The sequence below is a fragment of the Mycobacterium sp. 2YAF39 genome (assembly GCF_052114565.1).
Lineage (GTDB): Bacteria > Actinomycetota > Actinomycetes > Mycobacteriales > Mycobacteriaceae > Mycobacterium.
The window spans coordinates 331403-349569 of sequence record NZ_JBFREZ010000002.1 but is presented as its reverse complement, the minus strand read 5'-3'; the positions used below and the strand labels follow the sequence as shown (position 1 = coordinate 349569).

At 64.7% G+C, this 18167-nt stretch carries 20 protein-coding genes; 13 read left to right on the top strand and 7 right to left on the bottom strand.

Annotated features, from left to right (window positions below):
* Window positions 1–10 precede the first annotated feature (10 nt).
* Together AB4Z42_RS07130 and AB4Z42_RS07125 are read left to right on the top strand one after the other, a co-directional pair.
* A complete protein-coding gene (locus AB4Z42_RS07130; protein WP_442008427.1) occupies window positions 11–1369 on the top strand; it encodes a neutral zinc metallopeptidase in 1359 nt (452 codons plus the stop codon).
* Window positions 1370–1393: 24 nt separating this feature from the next.
* Window positions 1394–2461 (top strand): phosphotransferase family protein, encoded by a 1068-nt coding sequence (locus tag AB4Z42_RS07125; protein ID WP_442008426.1) that lies wholly within the window; start codon window positions 1394–1396, stop codon window positions 2459–2461.
* Here the strand turns inward: AB4Z42_RS07125 and AB4Z42_RS07120 are convergent.
* A complete protein-coding gene (locus AB4Z42_RS07120) occupies window positions 2458–3222 on the bottom strand; it encodes a sulfite exporter TauE/SafE family protein (RefSeq protein WP_442008425.1) in 765 nt (254 codons plus the stop codon). The two genes, AB4Z42_RS07125 and AB4Z42_RS07120, sit on opposite strands and share 4 nt — an antisense overlap.
* Window positions 3223–3295: 73 nt before the next feature.
* Here AB4Z42_RS07120 and AB4Z42_RS07115 point away from each other — a divergent pair, with 73 nt between their 5' ends.
* The 4 genes from AB4Z42_RS07115 to AB4Z42_RS07100 all read left to right on the top strand — a co-directional run bounded on the left by AB4Z42_RS07115 (window position 3296) and on the right by AB4Z42_RS07100 (window position 6044).
* On the top strand, window positions 3296–3757 hold the full coding sequence (locus AB4Z42_RS07115; protein ID WP_442008869.1) for a MarR family winged helix-turn-helix transcriptional regulator: 462 nt from the start codon (window positions 3296–3298) through the stop codon (window positions 3755–3757).
* Window positions 3754–4572 carry an ATP-binding cassette domain-containing protein gene (locus tag AB4Z42_RS07110; RefSeq protein ID WP_442008424.1) on the top strand — a complete coding sequence of 273 codons (819 nt, stop codon included), beginning with the start codon at window positions 3754–3756 and terminating at the stop codon, window positions 4570–4572. Before AB4Z42_RS07115 ends, AB4Z42_RS07110 begins: the two co-directional genes overlap by 4 nt.
* Window positions 4573–4630: 58 nt before the next feature.
* Entirely contained in the window at window positions 4631–5383 is a 753-nt protein-coding gene (locus tag AB4Z42_RS07105) for an ABC transporter permease (RefSeq protein WP_442008868.1), read from the top strand.
* A 157-nt stretch (window positions 5384–5540) separates the two neighbouring features.
* Entirely contained in the window at window positions 5541–6044 is a 504-nt protein-coding gene (locus tag AB4Z42_RS07100) for a homocitrate synthase (protein WP_442008423.1), read from the top strand.
* On the opposite strand, the gene AB4Z42_RS07095 is transcribed toward AB4Z42_RS07100, so the two are convergent.
* Entirely contained in the window at window positions 6041–6421 is a 381-nt protein-coding gene (locus AB4Z42_RS07095) for a hypothetical protein (RefSeq protein ID WP_442008422.1), read from the bottom strand. The two genes, AB4Z42_RS07100 and AB4Z42_RS07095, sit on opposite strands and share 4 nt — an antisense overlap.
* A 2-nt stretch (window positions 6422–6423) precedes the next feature.
* Entirely contained in the window at window positions 6424–7905 is a 1482-nt protein-coding gene (locus AB4Z42_RS07090; RefSeq protein ID WP_442008421.1) for a cytochrome P450, read from the bottom strand.
* A gap of 119 nt (window positions 7906–8024) precedes the next feature.
* Between AB4Z42_RS07090 and AB4Z42_RS07085 the strand changes: the two genes are divergently transcribed.
* Together AB4Z42_RS07085 and AB4Z42_RS07080 are read left to right on the top strand one after the other, a co-directional pair.
* Window positions 8025–8663 carry a TetR/AcrR family transcriptional regulator gene (locus tag AB4Z42_RS07085; RefSeq protein WP_442008420.1) on the top strand — a complete coding sequence of 213 codons (639 nt, stop codon included), beginning with the start codon at window positions 8025–8027 and terminating at the stop codon, window positions 8661–8663.
* Between the two features lie 10 nt (window positions 8664–8673).
* Window positions 8674–9546 (top strand): SDR family oxidoreductase, encoded by an 873-nt coding sequence (locus AB4Z42_RS07080; RefSeq protein ID WP_442008419.1) that lies wholly within the window; start codon window positions 8674–8676, stop codon window positions 9544–9546.
* Here AB4Z42_RS07080 and phoA read toward each other — a convergent pair.
* The 3 genes from phoA to AB4Z42_RS07065 all read right to left on the bottom strand — a co-directional run bounded on the left by phoA (window position 9543) and on the right by AB4Z42_RS07065 (window position 12773).
* Entirely contained in the window at window positions 9543–11051 is a 1509-nt protein-coding gene (gene phoA / locus AB4Z42_RS07075; RefSeq protein ID WP_442008418.1) for an alkaline phosphatase, read from the bottom strand. The two genes, AB4Z42_RS07080 and phoA, sit on opposite strands and share 4 nt — an antisense overlap.
* Before the next feature lie 91 nt (window positions 11052–11142).
* The gene (locus AB4Z42_RS07070) at window positions 11143–12183 is read right to left on the bottom strand and encodes a DNA polymerase IV (protein WP_442008417.1); all 1041 of its coding nucleotides are present in this window, start codon (window positions 12181–12183) and stop codon (window positions 11143–11145) included.
* Window positions 12180–12773 carry a helix-turn-helix domain-containing protein gene (locus tag AB4Z42_RS07065; protein ID WP_442008416.1) on the bottom strand — a complete coding sequence of 198 codons (594 nt, stop codon included), beginning with the start codon at window positions 12771–12773 and terminating at the stop codon, window positions 12180–12182. The genes AB4Z42_RS07070 and AB4Z42_RS07065 overlap by 4 nt, the downstream gene beginning before the upstream one ends.
* A gap of 91 nt (window positions 12774–12864) precedes the next feature.
* On the opposite strand from AB4Z42_RS07065, the gene AB4Z42_RS07060 reads away from it, so the two are divergent.
* From AB4Z42_RS07060 to nrdE, 4 genes are all read left to right on the top strand, one after another.
* Complete coding sequence (locus AB4Z42_RS07060; protein WP_442008415.1) at window positions 12865–13407, top strand: NADPH-dependent FMN reductase; 543 nt, start codon at window positions 12865–12867, stop codon at window positions 13405–13407.
* 449 nt (window positions 13408–13856) lie between these two features.
* Window positions 13857–14105 (top strand): redoxin NrdH, encoded by a 249-nt coding sequence (locus AB4Z42_RS07055; RefSeq protein WP_442008414.1) that lies wholly within the window; start codon window positions 13857–13859, stop codon window positions 14103–14105.
* Window positions 14106–14135: 30 nt separating this feature from the next.
* Window positions 14136–14579: a class Ib ribonucleoside-diphosphate reductase assembly flavoprotein NrdI gene (nrdI, locus tag AB4Z42_RS07050; protein WP_442008413.1), complete on the top strand. Its 444-nt coding sequence runs from the start codon at window positions 14136–14138 to the stop codon at window positions 14577–14579.
* Window positions 14546–16711: a class 1b ribonucleoside-diphosphate reductase subunit alpha gene (gene nrdE / locus AB4Z42_RS07045; RefSeq protein WP_442008412.1), complete on the top strand. Its 2166-nt coding sequence runs from the start codon at window positions 14546–14548 to the stop codon at window positions 16709–16711. The genes nrdI and nrdE overlap by 34 nt, the downstream gene beginning before the upstream one ends.
* A 272-nt stretch (window positions 16712–16983) precedes the next feature.
* Here nrdE and AB4Z42_RS07040 read toward each other — a convergent pair whose 3' ends face one another.
* Window positions 16984–17358 (bottom strand): DUF5997 family protein, encoded by a 375-nt coding sequence (locus AB4Z42_RS07040; protein ID WP_442008411.1) that lies wholly within the window; start codon window positions 17356–17358, stop codon window positions 16984–16986.
* Window positions 17359–17399: 41 nt separating this feature from the next.
* Between AB4Z42_RS07040 and AB4Z42_RS07035 the strand changes: the two genes are divergently transcribed.
* Window positions 17400–18113: a LysR family transcriptional regulator substrate-binding protein gene (locus AB4Z42_RS07035; RefSeq protein ID WP_442008410.1), complete on the top strand. Its 714-nt coding sequence runs from the start codon at window positions 17400–17402 to the stop codon at window positions 18111–18113.
* Window positions 18114–18167 lie beyond the last annotated feature (54 nt).

Here is an 18167-nt window from a genome sequence, read left to right as displayed (position 1 = left end):
ATGTCTGCCCATGCGCATAAGGGTGGCCGCGGTGGCGGCTGTTGTTCTGCTCGTGGCGGGCTGCGGTGGTGGTCTCAAGACGGAGGCCCCGTCGCAGACGCAGGCGAAGGGCGGGCCGCCGGATACCAGCGACGTCAAAATCGATGGTGACGCGTCGGCGCCAGTGAACAAGATCGCGATCCAGACCATCGCCGATCTGGAGAAGTTCTGGGGCGAGCAGTTCCCGAAGCTGTACGGCAAGGACTTCGACCCGATCAAGGGCGGCTACTACGCCGTAACCGCTAGCAGCCCCGCGCCGCCGTGCACGACCGACCCGGCAGAGGTCGCGGGCAATGCGTTCTACTGCTCGACCGAAGATGTCGTGGCGTGGGACGCGCAGGGACTGCTGCCCGAATTGCAGCAGAAATACGGCGATTTCGTCATCTCGGTCGTGATGGCGCATGAGTGGGGCCATGCGGTTCAGGCGCGGTCGAACTTCACTGCCCGCACCGTCACGAGCGAACTGCAGGCCGACTGCTTCGCGGGGGCATGGTCAAAACATGCGAAGGACGACAAGATATTCGACGTCAACGCCGCCCAGCTGGACACCGCCCTCGCCGGTGTCCTGGACCTGCGGGACACCCCCGGCACCCCCAAGATCGACCCGAACGCCCACGGCAGCGGGTTCGATCGGGTCAGTGCGTTCCAGGACGGTTTCGACAACGGTCTGGAGAAATGCAAGAACTACCGTGACGACGAACCGATGGTGCTCGCACTGCCGTTCAACGATGCGGAGGACGAGTCGCGAGGCGGGGACGCCCCCTACGACTCGACCGTCAACGGCGTGCCGTACGACATCGAGGACTACTTCACGCAGCTCTACCCCGAGATCTCCAACGGCAAGCAGTGGACGCCGCTGAAATCCATCGAGCCGTTCGACCCGGCGAAGCCGCCGATGTGCGGGGATCAGTCGGCCGAAGGGTATTCGCTGTTCTATTGCGTGCCAGACGATTACGTCGGCTGGGACAATGTGATCGCGATGCCGGAGGTGTACAACCAGGGCGGCGACTATGCGGTCGTGACGCTGCTGGCCACCCAGTGGGGACTGGCGGCGTTGACCAGGCTGGGTGATCAGTCCGACGAGAAGACGTCGACGTTGCGCGGCGATTGCCTCGCGGGCGGTTATACGGCGAGTGTGATCCTCTACAACCGTCCCGAGACCAGCACGTACCACATCTCGCCGGGCGACCTCGACGAAGGCATCAAGGCGCTGCTGGTATTCCGTGGCGACGGCGACGTCGAACGGCAGGGTGCGGGCTGGGCCAGGGTTGAGGCGTTCCGTAAAGGTGTGATCGACGGCGCCGAATCCTGCCTGAACTATCAGGCGTAGCGACTGGCCTGACAATATGTCTGCATGCCCGATGACGCGCAGCAGCTGCCGACACTGAGCGACGACGACCAGGCTGCGGTGCAGCGCTGGGCGCAACGGCAGGGCCTCGGGTCGACGATCACCGGCGTGGAACCGCTGACCGGTGGCACCCAGAACATCGTGGTGCGTGTGCACATCGACGGGCGCCCGATGGTGCTGCGGCGTCCACCCCTTCACCCGCGGCCGACCAGTGACAAGACGATGCTGCGCGAGATCGCGGCGCTGCGCACGCTGGCGGGTACGGACGTCCCGCATCCCGGCTTCATCGCCGGCTGCGAGGACCTCGACGTACTCGGCGTCGTCTTCTACCTGATGGAAGAGGTCGACGGCTTCAACCCCGGCAGCGAGGTGTCCGAGGCTTACGTCCGCGACGAGACGCTACGCCACGACGTCGGCCCTTCCTACGCCGCGAGCCTCGCGCGGCTGGGCAACGCTGCATGGGAGGGAAAACCGCTGGCCGAGCTGAGACGGCCGGGATCCTTTGTGGAGCGCCAGGTTCCGCAGTTTCTCCGGCTGTTGGAGAGCTACCGCCACGAGCACTACGATCCCGAGTCGCTTGCGGTCACCGACCTCACCGATTGGCTGCAGGCGAACCTGCCTCCGGACAGCGAGCCCGGAATCATGCACGGCGACCCGCACCTGAGCAATGTCCTGCTTCGTCGGGACGAACCGGAGCTGGCGGCGTTCGTCGACTGGGAGATGTGCACCGTCGGCGACCCTCTGCTCGACCTGGGCTGGATCCTGATCACGTGGCCCCTGCACACCAGCATGATCACGGCCGGGGGCGCGCTGGCCGCGCTCGGCGGACTGGCGACCAGGCGCGAACTGCTCGAGGCCTATTGGAAAGCCGGCGGGCGTCAGACGCAGAAACTGGACTGGTACATGGCGATGGCGTGTTTCAAGCTCGGCGTCGTCATCGAAGGCACGTGGTCGCGCTACCTGATGGGCAAGGCGAGTCGGGACGCCGGAGAGGCGTTACACGCCAACGCGCAGAACCTCATCGATGTCGGTACGCGGGTTGTCAAGGGCGACAACCCGTTCGACCTGGACTAGCCGTAGGCATCGACACCGAGCTTGACCGCCAACGCCAGTCCCGCAGCGCCGATCGCCACCCTGATAGGGCCGGCTGGCGCGTGGCGGACGACGATGGGGCCGAGCCGCGATCCCACGAGGCAGCCGAGTCCGAGCGGAATGACCGCAGACCACTGCACAGGTGCCAGAAACACGAACAGGATGGCCGCGGCGACATTGGCCATTCCGAGGATGACGTTCTTGCTCGCATTGGCGTGCGCCAGGGTCGCACCGCCCGCGCGCAGCAACATCGAGAGCAGCAATATGCCCGCCGCCGCTCCGAAATAGCCGCCGTAGACGCAGATTACGAAGATGGCGGCGGATTCGAGTATCACTGTCACCGTATGTCTTCGGTGGCTCGCTACCGTCGCATCCTTGCGGGGGCGGGCCGGGATGACTATCGCCACCGATGCGAACGCGAGGAGTAGCGGAACCACCTTCTCGAAACCCTCGGCGGGCATGGACAACAGCAGGACCGCGCCGACCAACCCGCCCAACGCGGCAACCGGGGCGATGCGTTTCAGCCACCGCCCCTGACCTTCGAGTTCCGGCCGGGAGCCCCATATCGAGCCCACGCCGTTGAACACCACGGCGACCGTGTTCGTCACGTTGGCGGTCACCGGCGGAAGGCCGACCAACAGCAATGCGGGATAGGTGGCGACTGACGCCAAACCGGCAATGCTGCCGGTGAGGCCGCCGAGCACGCCCGCCGCAGCGAGAAGGGCCACATCCCACCACGTCATCGGGCGTTGACGTTACTTCGCGGCGGCGTCGGTCCATCGGCCGGGGCAGAGATACCTCTGAAACAGAGGTATCATCGCCCGAGTGGACAGCACTGCCGATCTCGCGAGTGAGCTGTTCGACGTCGTCGGGCGATTTCGTCGGCAGTTACGACGTTCGGCCGGGCGAGGTTTCGACACCACGGGCCTGACCCAGTCCCGAGCCGAACTGCTGCGACTGGTCGGTCGCCGGCCGGCCATATCCGTCAGGGAGGCGGCCGAGGAGTTGAGTCTGGTGCCCAACACCGCGTCCACTCTGGTCAGCAGGCTCGTCGCCGATGGATTGTTGATCCGCGACGCCGACGCCGACGACCGCAGGATCGGACGCCTGCGGCTGACAGCGCCGGCGCAACGCATCGCCGACCGCTCGCGCGCGGCGCGTCGGGCGACGTTGGCCGGGGTACTCGGGGATCTGGACGCCGCGCAGATCGACCGACTGGAAAGCGGACTCGGGGTGCTCGCCGAAGTGACACGAATGCTGCAGAAGGGGGATGCGTGACTGCTCTCGGCGCACCGGCGATCGATTGCCGCAATCTCGTCCATTCCTATGGCCGCTTCACGGCGGTCGACGATTTCAGCCTTCAGGTCAACGCGGGGGAGACGATGGGCCTGCTCGGGCCCAACGGCGCGGGCAAGACGACGGTCGTGAAGGTGCTGACGACCTTGACGCCCGTCCAGGGCGGCGACGTGAAGATCTTCGGTATGGATGCGCGCCGTCGCACGATGGATATCCGGCACAACATCGGGTATGTGCCGCAACAGCTTTCGATCGAGTCGGCATTGACCGGACGGCAGAATGTGGAGCTGTTCGCCCGCCTATACGACGTTCCGCGTCATGAACGCCGCAACAGGGTGGACGATGCGCTGGAGGCGATGAGCCTGCTCGATGTGGCCGACGGGTTGGCCGGCACCTACTCCGGCGGCATGGTGCGGCGCCTGGAACTGGCCCAGGCGCTGGTAAACAGGCCGTCGTTGCTGCTGCTCGACGAGCCGACGGTCGGCCTGGATCCGATCGCCCGTGACGGCGTCTGGGCGCAGGTTCGGCGTATGCAGCAGGAGTTCGGCATGACGGTCCTGCTGACCACGCACTACATGGAGGAGGCCGACGCGCTCTGTGATCGGGTTGCGCTGATGCACCACGGTCGACTGCAGGCCGTGGGGACACCGGCCGAACTGAAGCAGACGGTGTCCCCGCAAGCGACTCTCGAGGACGTGTTCCGGCGTTATGCCGGAGCCGATTTCGACGACGACACATCGCAAACGGGGATGCGCGACGTGCGCTCGAGCCGAAGGACGGCGCGCCGTGTCAGTTGAGCCCCGTGCCGAGACCGCGCTGGTCCTCGCGCCCCGGGGGTGGCGCCGGATCCGTGGAATGGCCGTGCGGGTGGGCGCTTTCGCGCTTGTGGAACTGCAGAAGCTGCGCCACGACCGCACCGAGCTGTTCACCCGCATGGTGCAACCCGCCCTGTGGCTGCTGATCTTCGGGCAGACCTTCTCGCATCTGAACGTCATCGACACCGGCGACGTGCCCTATCTCGCGTTCCTGGCGCCCGGCATCATCGCGCAGTCGGCGTTGTTCATCTCGATCTTCTACGGCATCCAGATCGTGTGGGACCGCGACGCGGGGATACTCGCCAAGCTGATGGTCACGCCCGCGCCCGCGTCGGCGTTGGTGACGGGCAAGGCGTTCGCCGCCGGTGTGCGCTCGGTGGTTCAAGTGATCGGCGTGGTGGCGCTGGCCTACCTCCTCGGCGTGAGCATGACCGTCAACCCGTTGCGCATCCTCGGGGCGATGGGTGTCGTCGTGCTGGGATCGGCGTTCTTCGCATGTCTGTCGATATCGCTGGCGGGCCTGGTGCGTAACCGCGACCGCCTCATGGGCATCGGGCAGGCGATCACGATGCCGCTGTTCTTCGCGTCGAACGCGCTGTATCCGGTTGACGTGATGCCGGTGTGGCTGCGGTGGCTGTCGATGGTCAACCCGCTCAGCTACGAGGTCAACGCGTTGCGTGGGCTGCTCATCGGCACGCCGACGAACATGGCGCTCGACGTCGCGGTGCTGGTCGTCGCCGCGATCGCCGGTATCGCGATGGCCTCGTTTCTGTTGCGCCGCCTGGTGCGCTGAAATGTGTTTGCACCCTCGCAGATGGGCGTCTAGAGTCGCGAACGTGCCGAGGCGACTCGTAGTAGCAACCCGCAGCGGGGTCTGATCCTGACCGACCCCTCGCTGTGGGTCGTCGCTACCTCGTCGGTCTCTACCTCTGAACTGAGAAGACCGGCACATGTCATTCGAACCCGCAATCAATGCAGGGCCCTTACCGGGCGCAGCCCCGTTCGCGACTCACGTGGACGGACCTCTGCCCCGCGGTCTGCGCCAGGAGGCCGATGCAATGTCGTTCGAAACGTTCCTCGATCAATACGCACCCACCACGGGACCGCTGCGGCTGGGCCAGTGGGCCTGCACCGACGCTGAGCGTCCCGCCAGCCGGTTGGGTCCGCAGGCGCGCAACTATCAGGCCACGCTGGCGCTCGGCGACCGCATCAGCACGTCGTCGGCCAAGGCGTCCGGACCCGTCGCCGCGCTGACGGAGATGCTCCACGCGCGGGGGATCGCGGTCGAGATGACGGCCTTCCACCAGTTGCCCGCCGGCGACAACACCGCGACGTTCATCTGCGGATCCGACGGTGGGCACTCCGAGTGGGCGATGGGCCTCGCCGACGACCCGACGCAGTCGGCGTTGCGGGCCATGATCGCCTGCGCCAACCGCCTGCTCGCCTGCGCCTAACGGCTGATACTGCGCAGCGTCCACGCGCCGAGGGCGACCGCGAGCACAGGCACGGTGACCGGTGCGCCCGCCGTCGATCGCGTGAAGTCGCCGCGCGACATGGCGACGGCACCGGCGGCACCGTCGCCCACGTCGCATGCGAGACCGGCGGTCACGAAGGCCCGCCGCTGCGCACCCGACGACAGCAGCGTGCCGAGCCCGATGGCCACGTCACGCACACCGAAAAGCCGCCACGCGTAACGCGATTGACCACCGTCGGCGTCCATCCCGAACACCTTCGAGGTGAGGCTGGGGCTGATCCAGGACAGCGCACCGGCAGCGATACGCCCGACCGCCAACGCGTCGATCGTGCGGTCGGCCAATGACTTCTCGCTCATCGTCAGTGCAGCGGACGCAGCACGATGTGCATACCGTCCTTGGGCACCGGCATGCCGCCGTAGTCCCATTCGGTCGTGTAGCCCTTGTGCGGCAGTTCGAGGCGGTACTTGCGCAGCAGCCGGTGCAGGATCGTCTTCACCTCGAACTGGCCGAACGTCATGCCGATGCACTTGTGCGCGCCGCCGCCGAACGGGCTGAACGCGTACCGGTGCGATTTGTGCTCGTTGCGCGGTTCCGTGAAGCGCAGCGGGTCGAACTTCATCGGCTCGGGGTAGAACTCCTCGAGCCGGTGGTTCATCCCCGGGTAGGCGATGACGTTGGTGCCCTTGGGTAGGTAGTAGCCCAATAGTTCGGTGTCGCGCACTGTTTGGCGCATCGCCCACTGCACGGGTGTCACGAGTCGGATGGACTCGTTCATCACCAGATCGAGGGATTCCAGCTTCTCCAGCGAGTCGATGTCGAGCGGCCCGTCGCCGAGGCGGTCGGACTCGTCGCGGCAACGGTCCTGCCACTCAGGGTGTTTCGCCAGGTGATAGATCATCGTGGTGGCCGTCGACGTCGACGTGTCATGCGCGGCCATCATCAAGAAGATCATGTGGTTGACGATGTCGTCGTCGGAGAACTTGTTGCCGTCTTCATCCTCGGTCTGGCACAGCACCGTCAGCAGGTCCGAGCCGTCCTTGCCGCGGCGTTCCCGGACCCGCTCCTGGAAGTAGTCCTCGAGGAGCTTGCGCGCCTGCAGTCCGCGCCACCACGTGAACGGCGGCACCCCGGTGCGGATGATTGCGTTCCCGGCGCGGGTGGTGGTGGTGAACGCGTTGTTGACCTTGGTGACGAGTTCGTGGTCGGTCCCCGGCTCGTGACCCATGAACACCATCGACGCGATGTCGAGCGTGAGTTCCTTCATGGCGGGATACATGAGGAACCGCGAGTCGTTGGTCACCCAGTCGTTTGCGATGACCTGAGACACCACCTTGTCGACCTGCTCCTGATAGCCGACCAACCGCGTCCGGACGAACGCCTCCTGCATGATCCGCCGGTGGAACATGTGCTCTTCGAAGTCCAGAAGCATCAGGCCGCGGTGAAAGAACGGACCGATCACCGGGACCCAGCCCTGCTGGTTGAAGTCCTTGTTGCGGTTGGAGTAGATGGCCTGGGCGGCGTCGGGGCCGAGAGCCGTGACGGCGGGCAGGACGGGCGAGTCGGCGTAATACAGGGGGCCGTACTTGCGGTAGATGTGCAGGAGATATTCGGGTCCGCCGCGGAACATCTCGATCATGTGGCCCAGGATCGGCAGGCCAGCGTCGCCTGCGACCGCTTTGAGGTCGCTGCCTGCGGGCGGCTCCGTCATTTTCTTCTGCGGGAAGTCGGTCTTGAGCAGCCGCTTCTCGACCGTGCCCAGACCTGGAAAGTTGGTGATCGACGGGGTGAACCGCCGCTTCGCCTGGTCGAGCAGGTAGTCCCTGGTACTGATGGTCGGCATCTGCGCTCCCTCAAGCCAAAATGACTGTGGCCGTTGTCACTCCTATCCTCATCCTGAATGGCAGACTTGACGCATGTCAAGTTTGGATCGAGCGTGTCGCGGTGCGAAGGTCTAGGACCATGACTGCTGAGTCCGCACCCACCGAGCTCCGCCGCAGCAGGGGCGACCGGCAACGCGATGCGATCGTCACCGCGGTGCGTGAATTGCTTCACGAGCGTTCGTTCGCCGATTTGTCCGTCAGCACGATCAGCGAGCGTGCAGGTGTCGCCAGGTCGGGCTTCTACTTCTACTTCGATTCGAAGTACGCGGTGCTGGCCGTGATCCTCGCCGACGCGGGCGAACTTCTGGACAGCCTGACCCACCACTTCGCTCCCCGCGAGCCTGGTGAGACCCCGTCGGCGTTCGCCAAGCGGATGGTCGGCAGCGCCGCAGCGGTGTACGCGAACGACGATCCGGTGTTGCGGGCGTGCGCGGTGGCGCGGAACACCGATGCGCAGATCCGCGAGATGATGGACGACTTCTACGACGGCATCATCGACAAGCTGATCACCCTTCTCGAACAGGATTCCGAGGCGCGCCCGATTTCCGACGATCTGCCTGCCCTGGTGCGGACGATGTCGGCGGTCACCACGATGACGTTGACGCATGACAGCACGTTCGTCGGACGCGGGCAGGATTCGTCGCGCGCCATCGACATCGTCGAGAAGTTGTGGTTGAACGCGCTGTGGGGCGGATCGGACCCGAAGAGCACTAGGTAGGGTCAGCGTCATGGCCGGGGTGTTTTCGGGGAGCGATTTCGCCGGTAAGCGTTGTCTTCTCACCGGAGCCGCCAGCGGCATCGGGCGCTCGACCGCGCTGAAGCTGGCCGCCGAGGGGGCCGAGCTCTTTCTCACCGACCGCGACGCCGAAGGCCTGGAGAAGACCGTGGCCGATGCCCGCGCGCTCGGCGGGGTAGTCCATGCGTACCGCGCATTCGACATCTCCGACTACGAAGCCGTCGACATATTCGCCGCCGATGTTCACGCCGAACACCCTGCGATGGATGTGGTGATGAACATCGCGGGTGTGTCCGCCTGGGGCACGGTCTCGACTCTCACGCACGAGCATTGGAAGTCGATGGTCGACATCAACCTGATGGGGCCGATCCACGTCATTGAGTCGTTCGTCCCGCCGATGGTCGCCGCGGGAAAGGGCGGGCATCTGGTCAACGTCTCCTCGGCGGCCGGCCTGGTCGCGCTGCCGTGGCACGCCGCTTACAGCGCAAGCAAGTACGGGCTGCGGGGTCTATCCGAAGTGTTGCGGTTCGACCTGGCGCGGCACCGGATCGGGGTGTCGGTCGTGGTGCCGGGCGCCGTGAAGACGCCTCTGGTGCAGTCGGTGCACATCGCCGGCGTGGATCGTGAGCATCCGCACGTGAAAAAGTGGACCGACCGATTCGGCGGTCACGCCGTATCACCCGAACACGTCGCCGACCGCATCCTGAGGGGCGTGCGCCGCAACCGGTTCCTCATCTACACCTCGCACGACATCCGGGCGCTCTACCTGTTCAAGCGGACCGCGTGGTGGCCCTACAGCGTGACGATGCGCCAGGTGAACGTGTTGTTCACCCGTGCGCTTCGGCCACCGGCGCGGCCGCGCTAGCGCTTGATGCCCAGCGCGTCGGTCATCGTGAAGAACAGATCGGTCTGATCCGTCAGGCCGACGACGTTGGCCGCCCGTGGGCCGTAGGCCGCGATCCGCACCTGAGTTCCGGTGTGCGTCTCGTCCTGAACGTTGACGTCGGCGGACGTGCCGTAGCTGACGGTCATCTCCGCGTCGTCGGCGGTGGTCAGCTTGCGGGTCAGTCCGGGATACATGATGTCGCGCACCCGCTCGATGGGTTGCTTGGCGTCCTCGGCCATCCCTTGCAGGTCTTCCTCGCTGACCGGTTCGACGATCTGGCTGGTGTGCCCGTGATCGGCGGTCGCGATCACCAGCGTGTTGCCGTCCTGCTTGGCGAAGTCGAGTGCCGCCTTGACCGCTTCGTCGAACACGACGGTCTCGCCGATCTGACCGCATGGATCCGCGGCGTGGTCGCGCTTGTCGATCGACGCGCTCTCGACCTGCAGGAAGAAGCCCTTGTCCGACCCCTTCTTGCTGCCCTTCAGCAGGTCGATCGCCTTCTTGGTCATATCCGCCAATTGCGGTACGTCCGAACCGTGTTCGGGATTGTCGGCACACTTGGCGGCGGGCTGCAGGTACCCCTGTCGAACGGCAGGCGGACCGGAGAGGGTGACCGGCATGTTGCCGTCGGCGAACAGCCCCAGCAGCGGAGCATCGTGGTCGGCCTTGCTTACATTTGCGAGTTCGCCTGCGGTGCGCACGATTTGGTAGCCGCGCTCCTTGGCCTGAACCTCCAGCGTCTTGCCGGCGTATTCACCACCGGTCGCAGACTGCGCGAACGTCTCCGCGCCGCCGCCCATCGTGATGTCTGGCCTGGTGGCGAGCATCTGTTCGGTGACAGATCCTTTGCCGCCCTTCTCGAGCGTCTCGTCGGCGCAGTCGTCGGCCATCTCCTCGGGGCCGTAGCAGTCCCGCTCGCTGATGTGCGAGAACAACGACGCCGGTGTGGCGTCCTGGATTTCGGAAGTGGTGATGTCGCCGGTGGCGAAACCCTGATCGATGGCGAGTTCCAGGATCGTCTTCTGCGCCTCGCCCTTGATGTTGATGCCCAGCGCGCCGTTGTAGGTCTTGGTGCCGGTGGACCAGCCCGTCGCGCTGGCCGCCGAGTCGGTGACGTAGTTCGGCTTGCCGTCCTTGTTGAGCGCGTAAGTGGTGTACGACCCGGTGAGGGGCAGCGCGTCGATACCCGCGAAGAATCCACCCGCACCCTTCTCGTAGTTGCGCGCGATGGTGACCTCGGAATCGCCCATGCCGTCGCCGATCAACAGGATGATGTTGCGTGCGCCAGAGCCGTTGATGGCTTCGCGGATCGCGTCGGTCTGGTCGCCACCGAGGCGGGCGGCGCCACCGTTGGCGGACAGATCGCCCTTGGCCGGACGGTCGAGCGGGTTGCCGTTGGAGTCGGCTTTGTCGTCGCTGCCGCATCCTGCGAGCAAAAGCACCGCGGCCGCGCTGACAACGCCGACCAGCTTGTACACCGACATGTAGATCTCCTCGGTCCGGGGATGAGCCGTGCGCATTGAACGGCACGCCGGTGAACGCCGGCTGTCTTGTGAGGAAACTTCTGAGAGGGACTCAGTAGCCATCCACGGGCGCCGCCAGCTCGAGCCGTACCCCGAGCAGGCGGATGGGCCGGTCGAGTTCGAACTGCCCGAGGAGATCGAGCGCCGTGCGGATGATGACGTCCTCATCGGTGCTCTCCGACGCGAGCTTGCGAATCTTGGTGCGCGTGAAGAACGTCTTGGTGCGGACCGTCACAGCGACTCGCGAGACGATGCGGCCCTGACCGACGATCTCGGCGAGCGTCTGCTTCGCGAGTTCGATCACGGCCGAGTCGATTTCGGTGCGGTCGGTCAGATCCTCGGGGAAGGTGATCACATGGCTGCGTGAGCGCGGAACCCACGGTTGAGCACTGACATTGGCGTCGCCGCCGCCTTTGGCCAGCAACAGGATCCACAGCCCGGTGGTGGGGCCAAAGGTGGACGTCAGCAATTGCGCGTCGGTGGAGGCCAGATCGGCGACAGTGTTGATGCCCATGCCGGCAAGCTTTTTCGACGTCTTGGGGCCGACGCCCCACAGCGCATCGACGTCGCGGTCGCCCATCACCGCCATCCAGTTGTCCTCGGTGAGTGCGAAAACGCCTGCAGGCTTGCCGAAGCCGGTTGCCACCTTCGCCCGCTGTTTGTTGTCGCTGATGCCGACCGAACATGACAAACCCGTCCCGGCCGCCACGACCTCACGAATCTGCTCGGCCAATGAAAAGGGATCGTCGACATCGGCGCCGAGGTAGGCCTCATCCCAGCCCCACACCTCGACCGGGTGGCCGAAGTCGCGCAATAGACCCATCACCTCTTCGGAGGCTTCGTCGTAGGCGTCGGTGTCGAGCGGTAGGAACGTCGCGTCGGGGCATTTGCGCGCCGCACTGCGAAGCGGCATCCCGGCGTGCACGCCGAACTCGCGCGCCGGATACGAAGCGCAGGTGACGACCTTTCGGGGCTCGTTCGGATCGCCGTTGCCGCCGACGACGATCGGCAGTCCGGCCAGGTCGGGATTCCGCCGCACTTCGACCGCAGCCTGGAACTGATCGAGGTCGACGTGCAGCACCCAACGCGTCATGTTCCGCAGAGCTTGCGCGCCAACGACTCCCACGCGTCACCGAGGCTCTTCAGTGTCTGGCCGCGCTCGTTGAGCTGGTGGTGCACGTAGTCGGCGTCGAGCAGTGCGAGCAGGGCCGTTGCCTGCGCATTGAGGTCGCCTGTCGTATCCGCATCCTGTAGCAGCACTATGACGTGACGGAGGTGCAGTGTGGCCGGGGCGTTGAAACGCATCTGCGGGTCTCGGTTGGCATCCGACAGCAGTGCCTGATGGGCCGTCACGAACTTCAGCCGGGCACGGCCGTATGCCAGTAGGCGCTCCAGCGGTGGTGCGCCCGGCCCCAGCGGCGGCGGCCCGAAGAGGAAGGCCTGCTGTTGGACTTTCTCGTCCTCGTCGAGCAGAACGATCATCAGTCCCGCACGGCTGCCGAAGCGGCGGAACAGCGTGCCCTTGCCGACGCCCGCGGCCACGGCGATGTCGTCGGTGGTGACGGCGTCGGCACCGCGTTCGGTGATCAACCGCCGCGCCGCCTCGAGCAGTAACGTGCGGTTACGCGCGGCGTCGCCCCGCTCTTGCGGCTCATCCGAGATCGGCAGCGCATGGGGAGGCACGTCACCAGTTTAATTCAGCGGGATGAATTCGGACCACAGTCCGGTTAAACCGTGTGAAGATCATCCGCGAAGACCGAAGGGGAATGTGAATATGTCGGACATCAACGTGCTGGTGCTGGTGGGCAGCCTCCGCAAGGCCTCGATCAATCGCCAGCTTGCCGAGCTCGCCGCCGAAACGGCTCCCGACGGTGTGCGCTTGGTGTTGTTCGACCGGCTGGGGGAGTTGCCGTTCTATAACGAGGACATCGACAACGAGGACGTCGCCGAACCGGTGGTGGCGTTGCGCCAGGTGGCCGCCGAGGCGGACGCTGCCCTGGTCCTCACCCCCGAATACAACGGCAGCATTCCGGGCGCGCTGAAGAACGCGATCGACTGGCTGTCGCGGCCGTTCGGCAACGGCGCGCTGAAGGGAAAGCCGATCGCGGTGGTCGGCGCTGCTCTCGGGAAGTTCGGCGGTGTGTGGGCGCACGACGAGACGCGCAAGTCGTTCGGGATCGCCGGCCCGCGAGTGGTCGAGGACCTCAAGCTGTCGATTCAGGCGACGACACTCGGTGGCAAGCACCCGCGCGAGAACGACGAGGTCGTCGCGCAGCTGCGCGACATCGTGGGCAAGCTGGCCGCCGAAGTCGGCTGACCCTCACGGCTGAGCGCGCCCGTTCGTAGCCGTCGCGCAGCTTTGCTGTTATGTCACTGTGACGGTTGGTGGCGACCTGCCTGTCGGTGGCCGGTGGTAGATCTGGTCGTTGAGCGCGACACACCTCAGGATGTGACGTGCGACACGCCGAGAGGCCGAACCATGAGAAGCTTACGACCAGCGAATTTCAGAATTGTTATTCAGAACATCTGGTATCCGCTCGCAATGTCGGACACTAGGTGTAGTGTTTCGAACACCGACAGACCCCCACGGTTTCCAAGCTTCAAAGGTCGGCCGGAGTGCAGAAATCCACTGGTGTCGGCTGTTCGGCCCCAAGGACCACGCCTCCGGGCGACAGGAATTTTGAGGGCCTCCGGGCCGCTGAACTTTAGCGAGACGCAGTTCATGAGTAGTTGCCAGTCTCAGGTCGCAGAGGAGCCGTAGAGCAGATGACTCAGCATTCGATCACCGTTTACACCAAGCCGGCATGCGTGCAGTGCAACGCCACCTACAAGGCGCTGGACAAGCAGGGCATTGCCTACGAGAAGGTCGACATCAGCCTGGACTCCGAGGCGCGTGACTACGTCATGGCGCTCGGCTACCTGCAGGCTCCGGTCGTGGTCGCCGGTAGCGACCACTGGTCCGGATTCCGGCCCGATCGCATCAAGGCGCTCGGCGCAGTCGCGGCCACGGCTTAGGGGTAACCGGACAGCGGAGAGGAGAAGACGATGAGCAACCTCGTTTACTTCTCGAGCGTGTCGGAAAACACCCACCGCTTCGTCCAGAAGCTGGGTTTGCCCGCCACCCGGATCCCGCTACACGGTCGCATCGAGGTCGACGAGCCTTACGTGTTGGTGCTGCCCACCTACGGTGGTGGGCACGCCACACCGGATATCAACAGCGGGGGCTATGTCCCCAAACAGGTCATCGCTTTCTTGAACAACGAGAACAACCGGTCGTTGATCCGCGGCGTCATCGCCGCGGGCAACAACAACTTCGGTGAGGAATTCGCCTACGCCGGCAATGTGGTGTCCGCCAAGTGCGGCGTGCCGTACCTCTACCGCTTCGAATTGATGGGGACCCCGGACGACGTCGATGCCGTCCGCGTGGGATTGCAAGAGTTTTGGAAGGAACAGACGTGTCACCAACCGTCACAGCTGCAGAGCCTGTAACCGCCGCCCCTGCCGGATCGGGCGAGACGGATTACCACGCGCTCAATGCGATGCTGAATCTGTACGACGCGGACGGCAAGATTCAGTTCGACAAGGATCGCGAAGCTGCGCACCAGTACTTTCTGGAGCACGTCAACCAGAACACCGTGTTCTTCCACGATCAGGACGAGAAACTCGATTACCTGATCAAGGAGGACTATTACGAGCGCGAGGTACTGGACCAGTACTCACGCAACTTCGTCAAGACGCTCGTCAGCCGCGCCTATGCGAAGAAGTTCCGGTTCCCCACGTTCCTCGGCGCGTTCAAGTACTACACCAGCTACACGCTGAAGACTTTTGACGGTAAGCGCTATCTGGAGCGCTTCGAGGACCGCGTTGTCATGGTGGCGCTGACGCTGGCCTCAGGTGACACCACGCTGGCCGAGAAGCTCGTCGACGAGATCATCGACGGCCGGTTCCAACCGGCCACGCCGACGTTCCTGAACTCGGGCAAGAAGCAGCGCGGCGAGCCGGTGAGCTGCTTTCTGCTGCGCATCGAGGACAACATGGAGTCCATCGGCCGCTCGATCAACTCGGCGCTGCAGCTGTCAAAGCGCGGCGGCGGAGTTGCGTTGCTGCTCACCAACATTCGTGAGCACGGCGCGCCGATCAAGAACATCGAGAACCAGAGCTCGGGCGTCATTCCCATCATGAAGCTGCTGGAGGACTCGTTCTCCTATGCCAACCAGCTCGGTGCCAGGCAGGGTGCCGGTGCGGTGTATCTGAACGCCCATCACCCCGACATCTACCGCTTCCTGGACACCAAGCGCGAGAACGCCGACGAGAAGATCCGCATCAAGACGCTGAGCCTCGGTGTGGTGATCCCGGACATCACGTTCGAACTGGCCAAGCGCAACGAGGACATGTACCTCTTCTCGCCGTACGACGTCGAGCGTGTCTACGGGGTGCCGTTCGCCGACATCTCGGTCACCGAGAAGTACTACGAGATGGTCGACGACGCACGTATCCGCAAGACGAAGATCAAGGCGCGCGAGTTCTTCCAGACGCTGGCCGAGCTGCAGTTCGAGTCCGGCTACCCGTACATCATGTACGAGGACACGGTGAACCGCGCCAACCCGATCGAAGGCAAGATCACGCACAGCAATCTGTGCTCGGAGATCCTGCAGGTGTCGACGCCGTCGTTGTTCAACGATGATCTGTCGTATGCCAAGGTCGGCAAAGACATTTCGTGCAACCTCGGCTCGCTGAACATCGCCAAGACGATGGACTCGCCTGACTTCGCCCAGACCATCGAGGTGGCGATCCGCGGACTGACCGCCGTGAGCGATCAGACGCACATCACCTCGGTGCCGTCGATCGAGCAGGGCAACAACGATTCCCACGCGATCGGCCTGGGGCAGATGAACTTGCATGGGTACCTGGCGCGGGAGCGGGTCCACTACGGCTCCGAAGAGGGTGTGGACTTCACCAATATCTACTTCTACACCGTGCTCTATCACGCGCTGCGGGCGTCGAATCGCATTGCGATCGAGCGTGGCTCGCACTTCAAGGGTTTCGAGAAGTCGAAGTATGCGTCGGGTGAGTTCTTCGACAAGTACACCGAGCAGGTGTGGGAACCCAAGACCGACCGGGTCAAGGAGCTGTTCGACAAGGCCGGCATCCGGATTCCGACACAAGAGGATTGGACGCGACTCAAGGAGTCGGTGCAGAAGAACGGCATCTACAACCAGAACCTGCAGGCCGTTCCGCCGACGGGGTCGATCAGCTACATCAACAACTCGACGAGCTCCATCCACCCGGTGGCGAGCAGGATCGAGATCCGCAAGGAAGGCAAGATCGGCCGCGTCTACTACCCGGCGCCCTATCTGACGAACGACAACCTCGAGTACTACGAGGACGCGTACGAGATCGGTTACGAGAAGATCATCGACACCTACGCCGCGGCGACGCAGCACGTCGACCAGGGACTGAGCCTGACGTTGTTCTTCAAGGACACCGCGACCACCCGCGACGTCAACAAGGCGCAGATCTACGCATGGCGCAAGGGAATCAAGACGCTCTACTACATCCGGCTACGCCAGATGGCCTTGGAAGGCACCGAGGTCGAGGGCTGTGTCAGCTGCATGCTGTAGCTCGGATTGATGCAATTGCTCAAACCATCGACGGGGGCCTAGTGCAGGCATAGGCTCGATTCATGGCTGATCAAAAGCAGGGCTATGACCCGAAAAAGGGCGGCAAGTTCGAGCCGACCACTAAGGCTCAGCCGGCCCCTGCCGCAAAACCCGGCGATAACAAGAACAAGAACAAGTAGCGACTCGGCCGAGAGGCCGGTGCGCCTGCCGAGTGTCCACCTAGGGACGCCCGGAGCCCAAATCCGTCGTATAGGTGGCCCGCTCGTCGCCCGCTAACGCCTTGCGCGTGCGGCTTTCAGGCGTCGTTGCTCTTCCAAAACCGTTCGATAGCTCTCGCGTTCGGCGATCAGCCACGGCGGTTTCTCCTCGAGCAACGCGTTGATCTGCTCGGTGGTCAGCGCATCGCCGACGTCGCCCCGCGCAAGACCGGCGATCGAGACACCCAGCTTGGCTGCGACGAGGTTCTTCGGGTGCGGCCCGTTCTTTCGAAGATCCTGAAGCCACTGGGGCGGATCCGCCTGGAGCGCGGCGAGCTCACTGCGGGTGATCGAGTTGTCCTGGAACGCCGCGGGCGTCGCAGGCAGGTACACGTCCAGCTTCTTCGCCGCCGTCGCGGGCTTCATGGATTGCGCGTTCGGCCTGCTCATGATCCGAGCTTATCGACGGGGCCCAACGGTAGCCTGATGCGGTGCTGGCCAGCTCGCTCACCCTCGGTTACGTCCCCGGTGGGACGCCCGCGAAGTGGGTTCGGATCTGGGCGGAGCGGCACCCCGACGTCCCGCTGCGCCTGCGTACCTTCGCCGCTGCGGATGCGGCTGACGAAGTGCGAGCCGGCATCGTCGACGTGGCGGTGCTCCGGCTGCCGGCCGACACGTCCGGACTGGCCGTCATCCCTCTGTACGAAGAAACCACAGTGGCCGTCGTGCCGACCGGCCACATCCTGAGTGCAGCCGACGAACTCACCGCCGCGGACTTCGAGGGCGAGCCGACACTGCTGCCGCTCGACGACGTCGTCGACTGGGCGGACGCTCCTGGCTCCCCGGTCGACCACCGGCCCGAAACCACCGAGAGCGCAATAGAACTCGTCGCCGCGGGGATCGGCGTGGTCATCGTTCCGCAGTCGTTGGCGCGGCTGTATCACCGCAAGGACCTCACGTATCGTCCGATAGCCGATGCGCCCGCCTGTCCGGTCGCGCTCGCCGTTCCCGAAGGGCCGCAGTCTGCGCTGATCGAGGATTTCATCGGGATCGTGCGGGGTCGCAAACCTGGCTCGTCGCGTGCGCAGGCCGAGCAGGCACCGAAACGCACCGCGCGGGAGAAGGCTCTCGCCAAGCAGGCCGCTCGCGCGGCGGCGGGCAAGGTCGCCCGCAAGCCGGGCCGGGTGGAGCGCGGCAGACGCTGACGCGAGTGCACGCTTTGTGTACACGAACGTCGAGAAGCGCTGCAAACAAGCGTG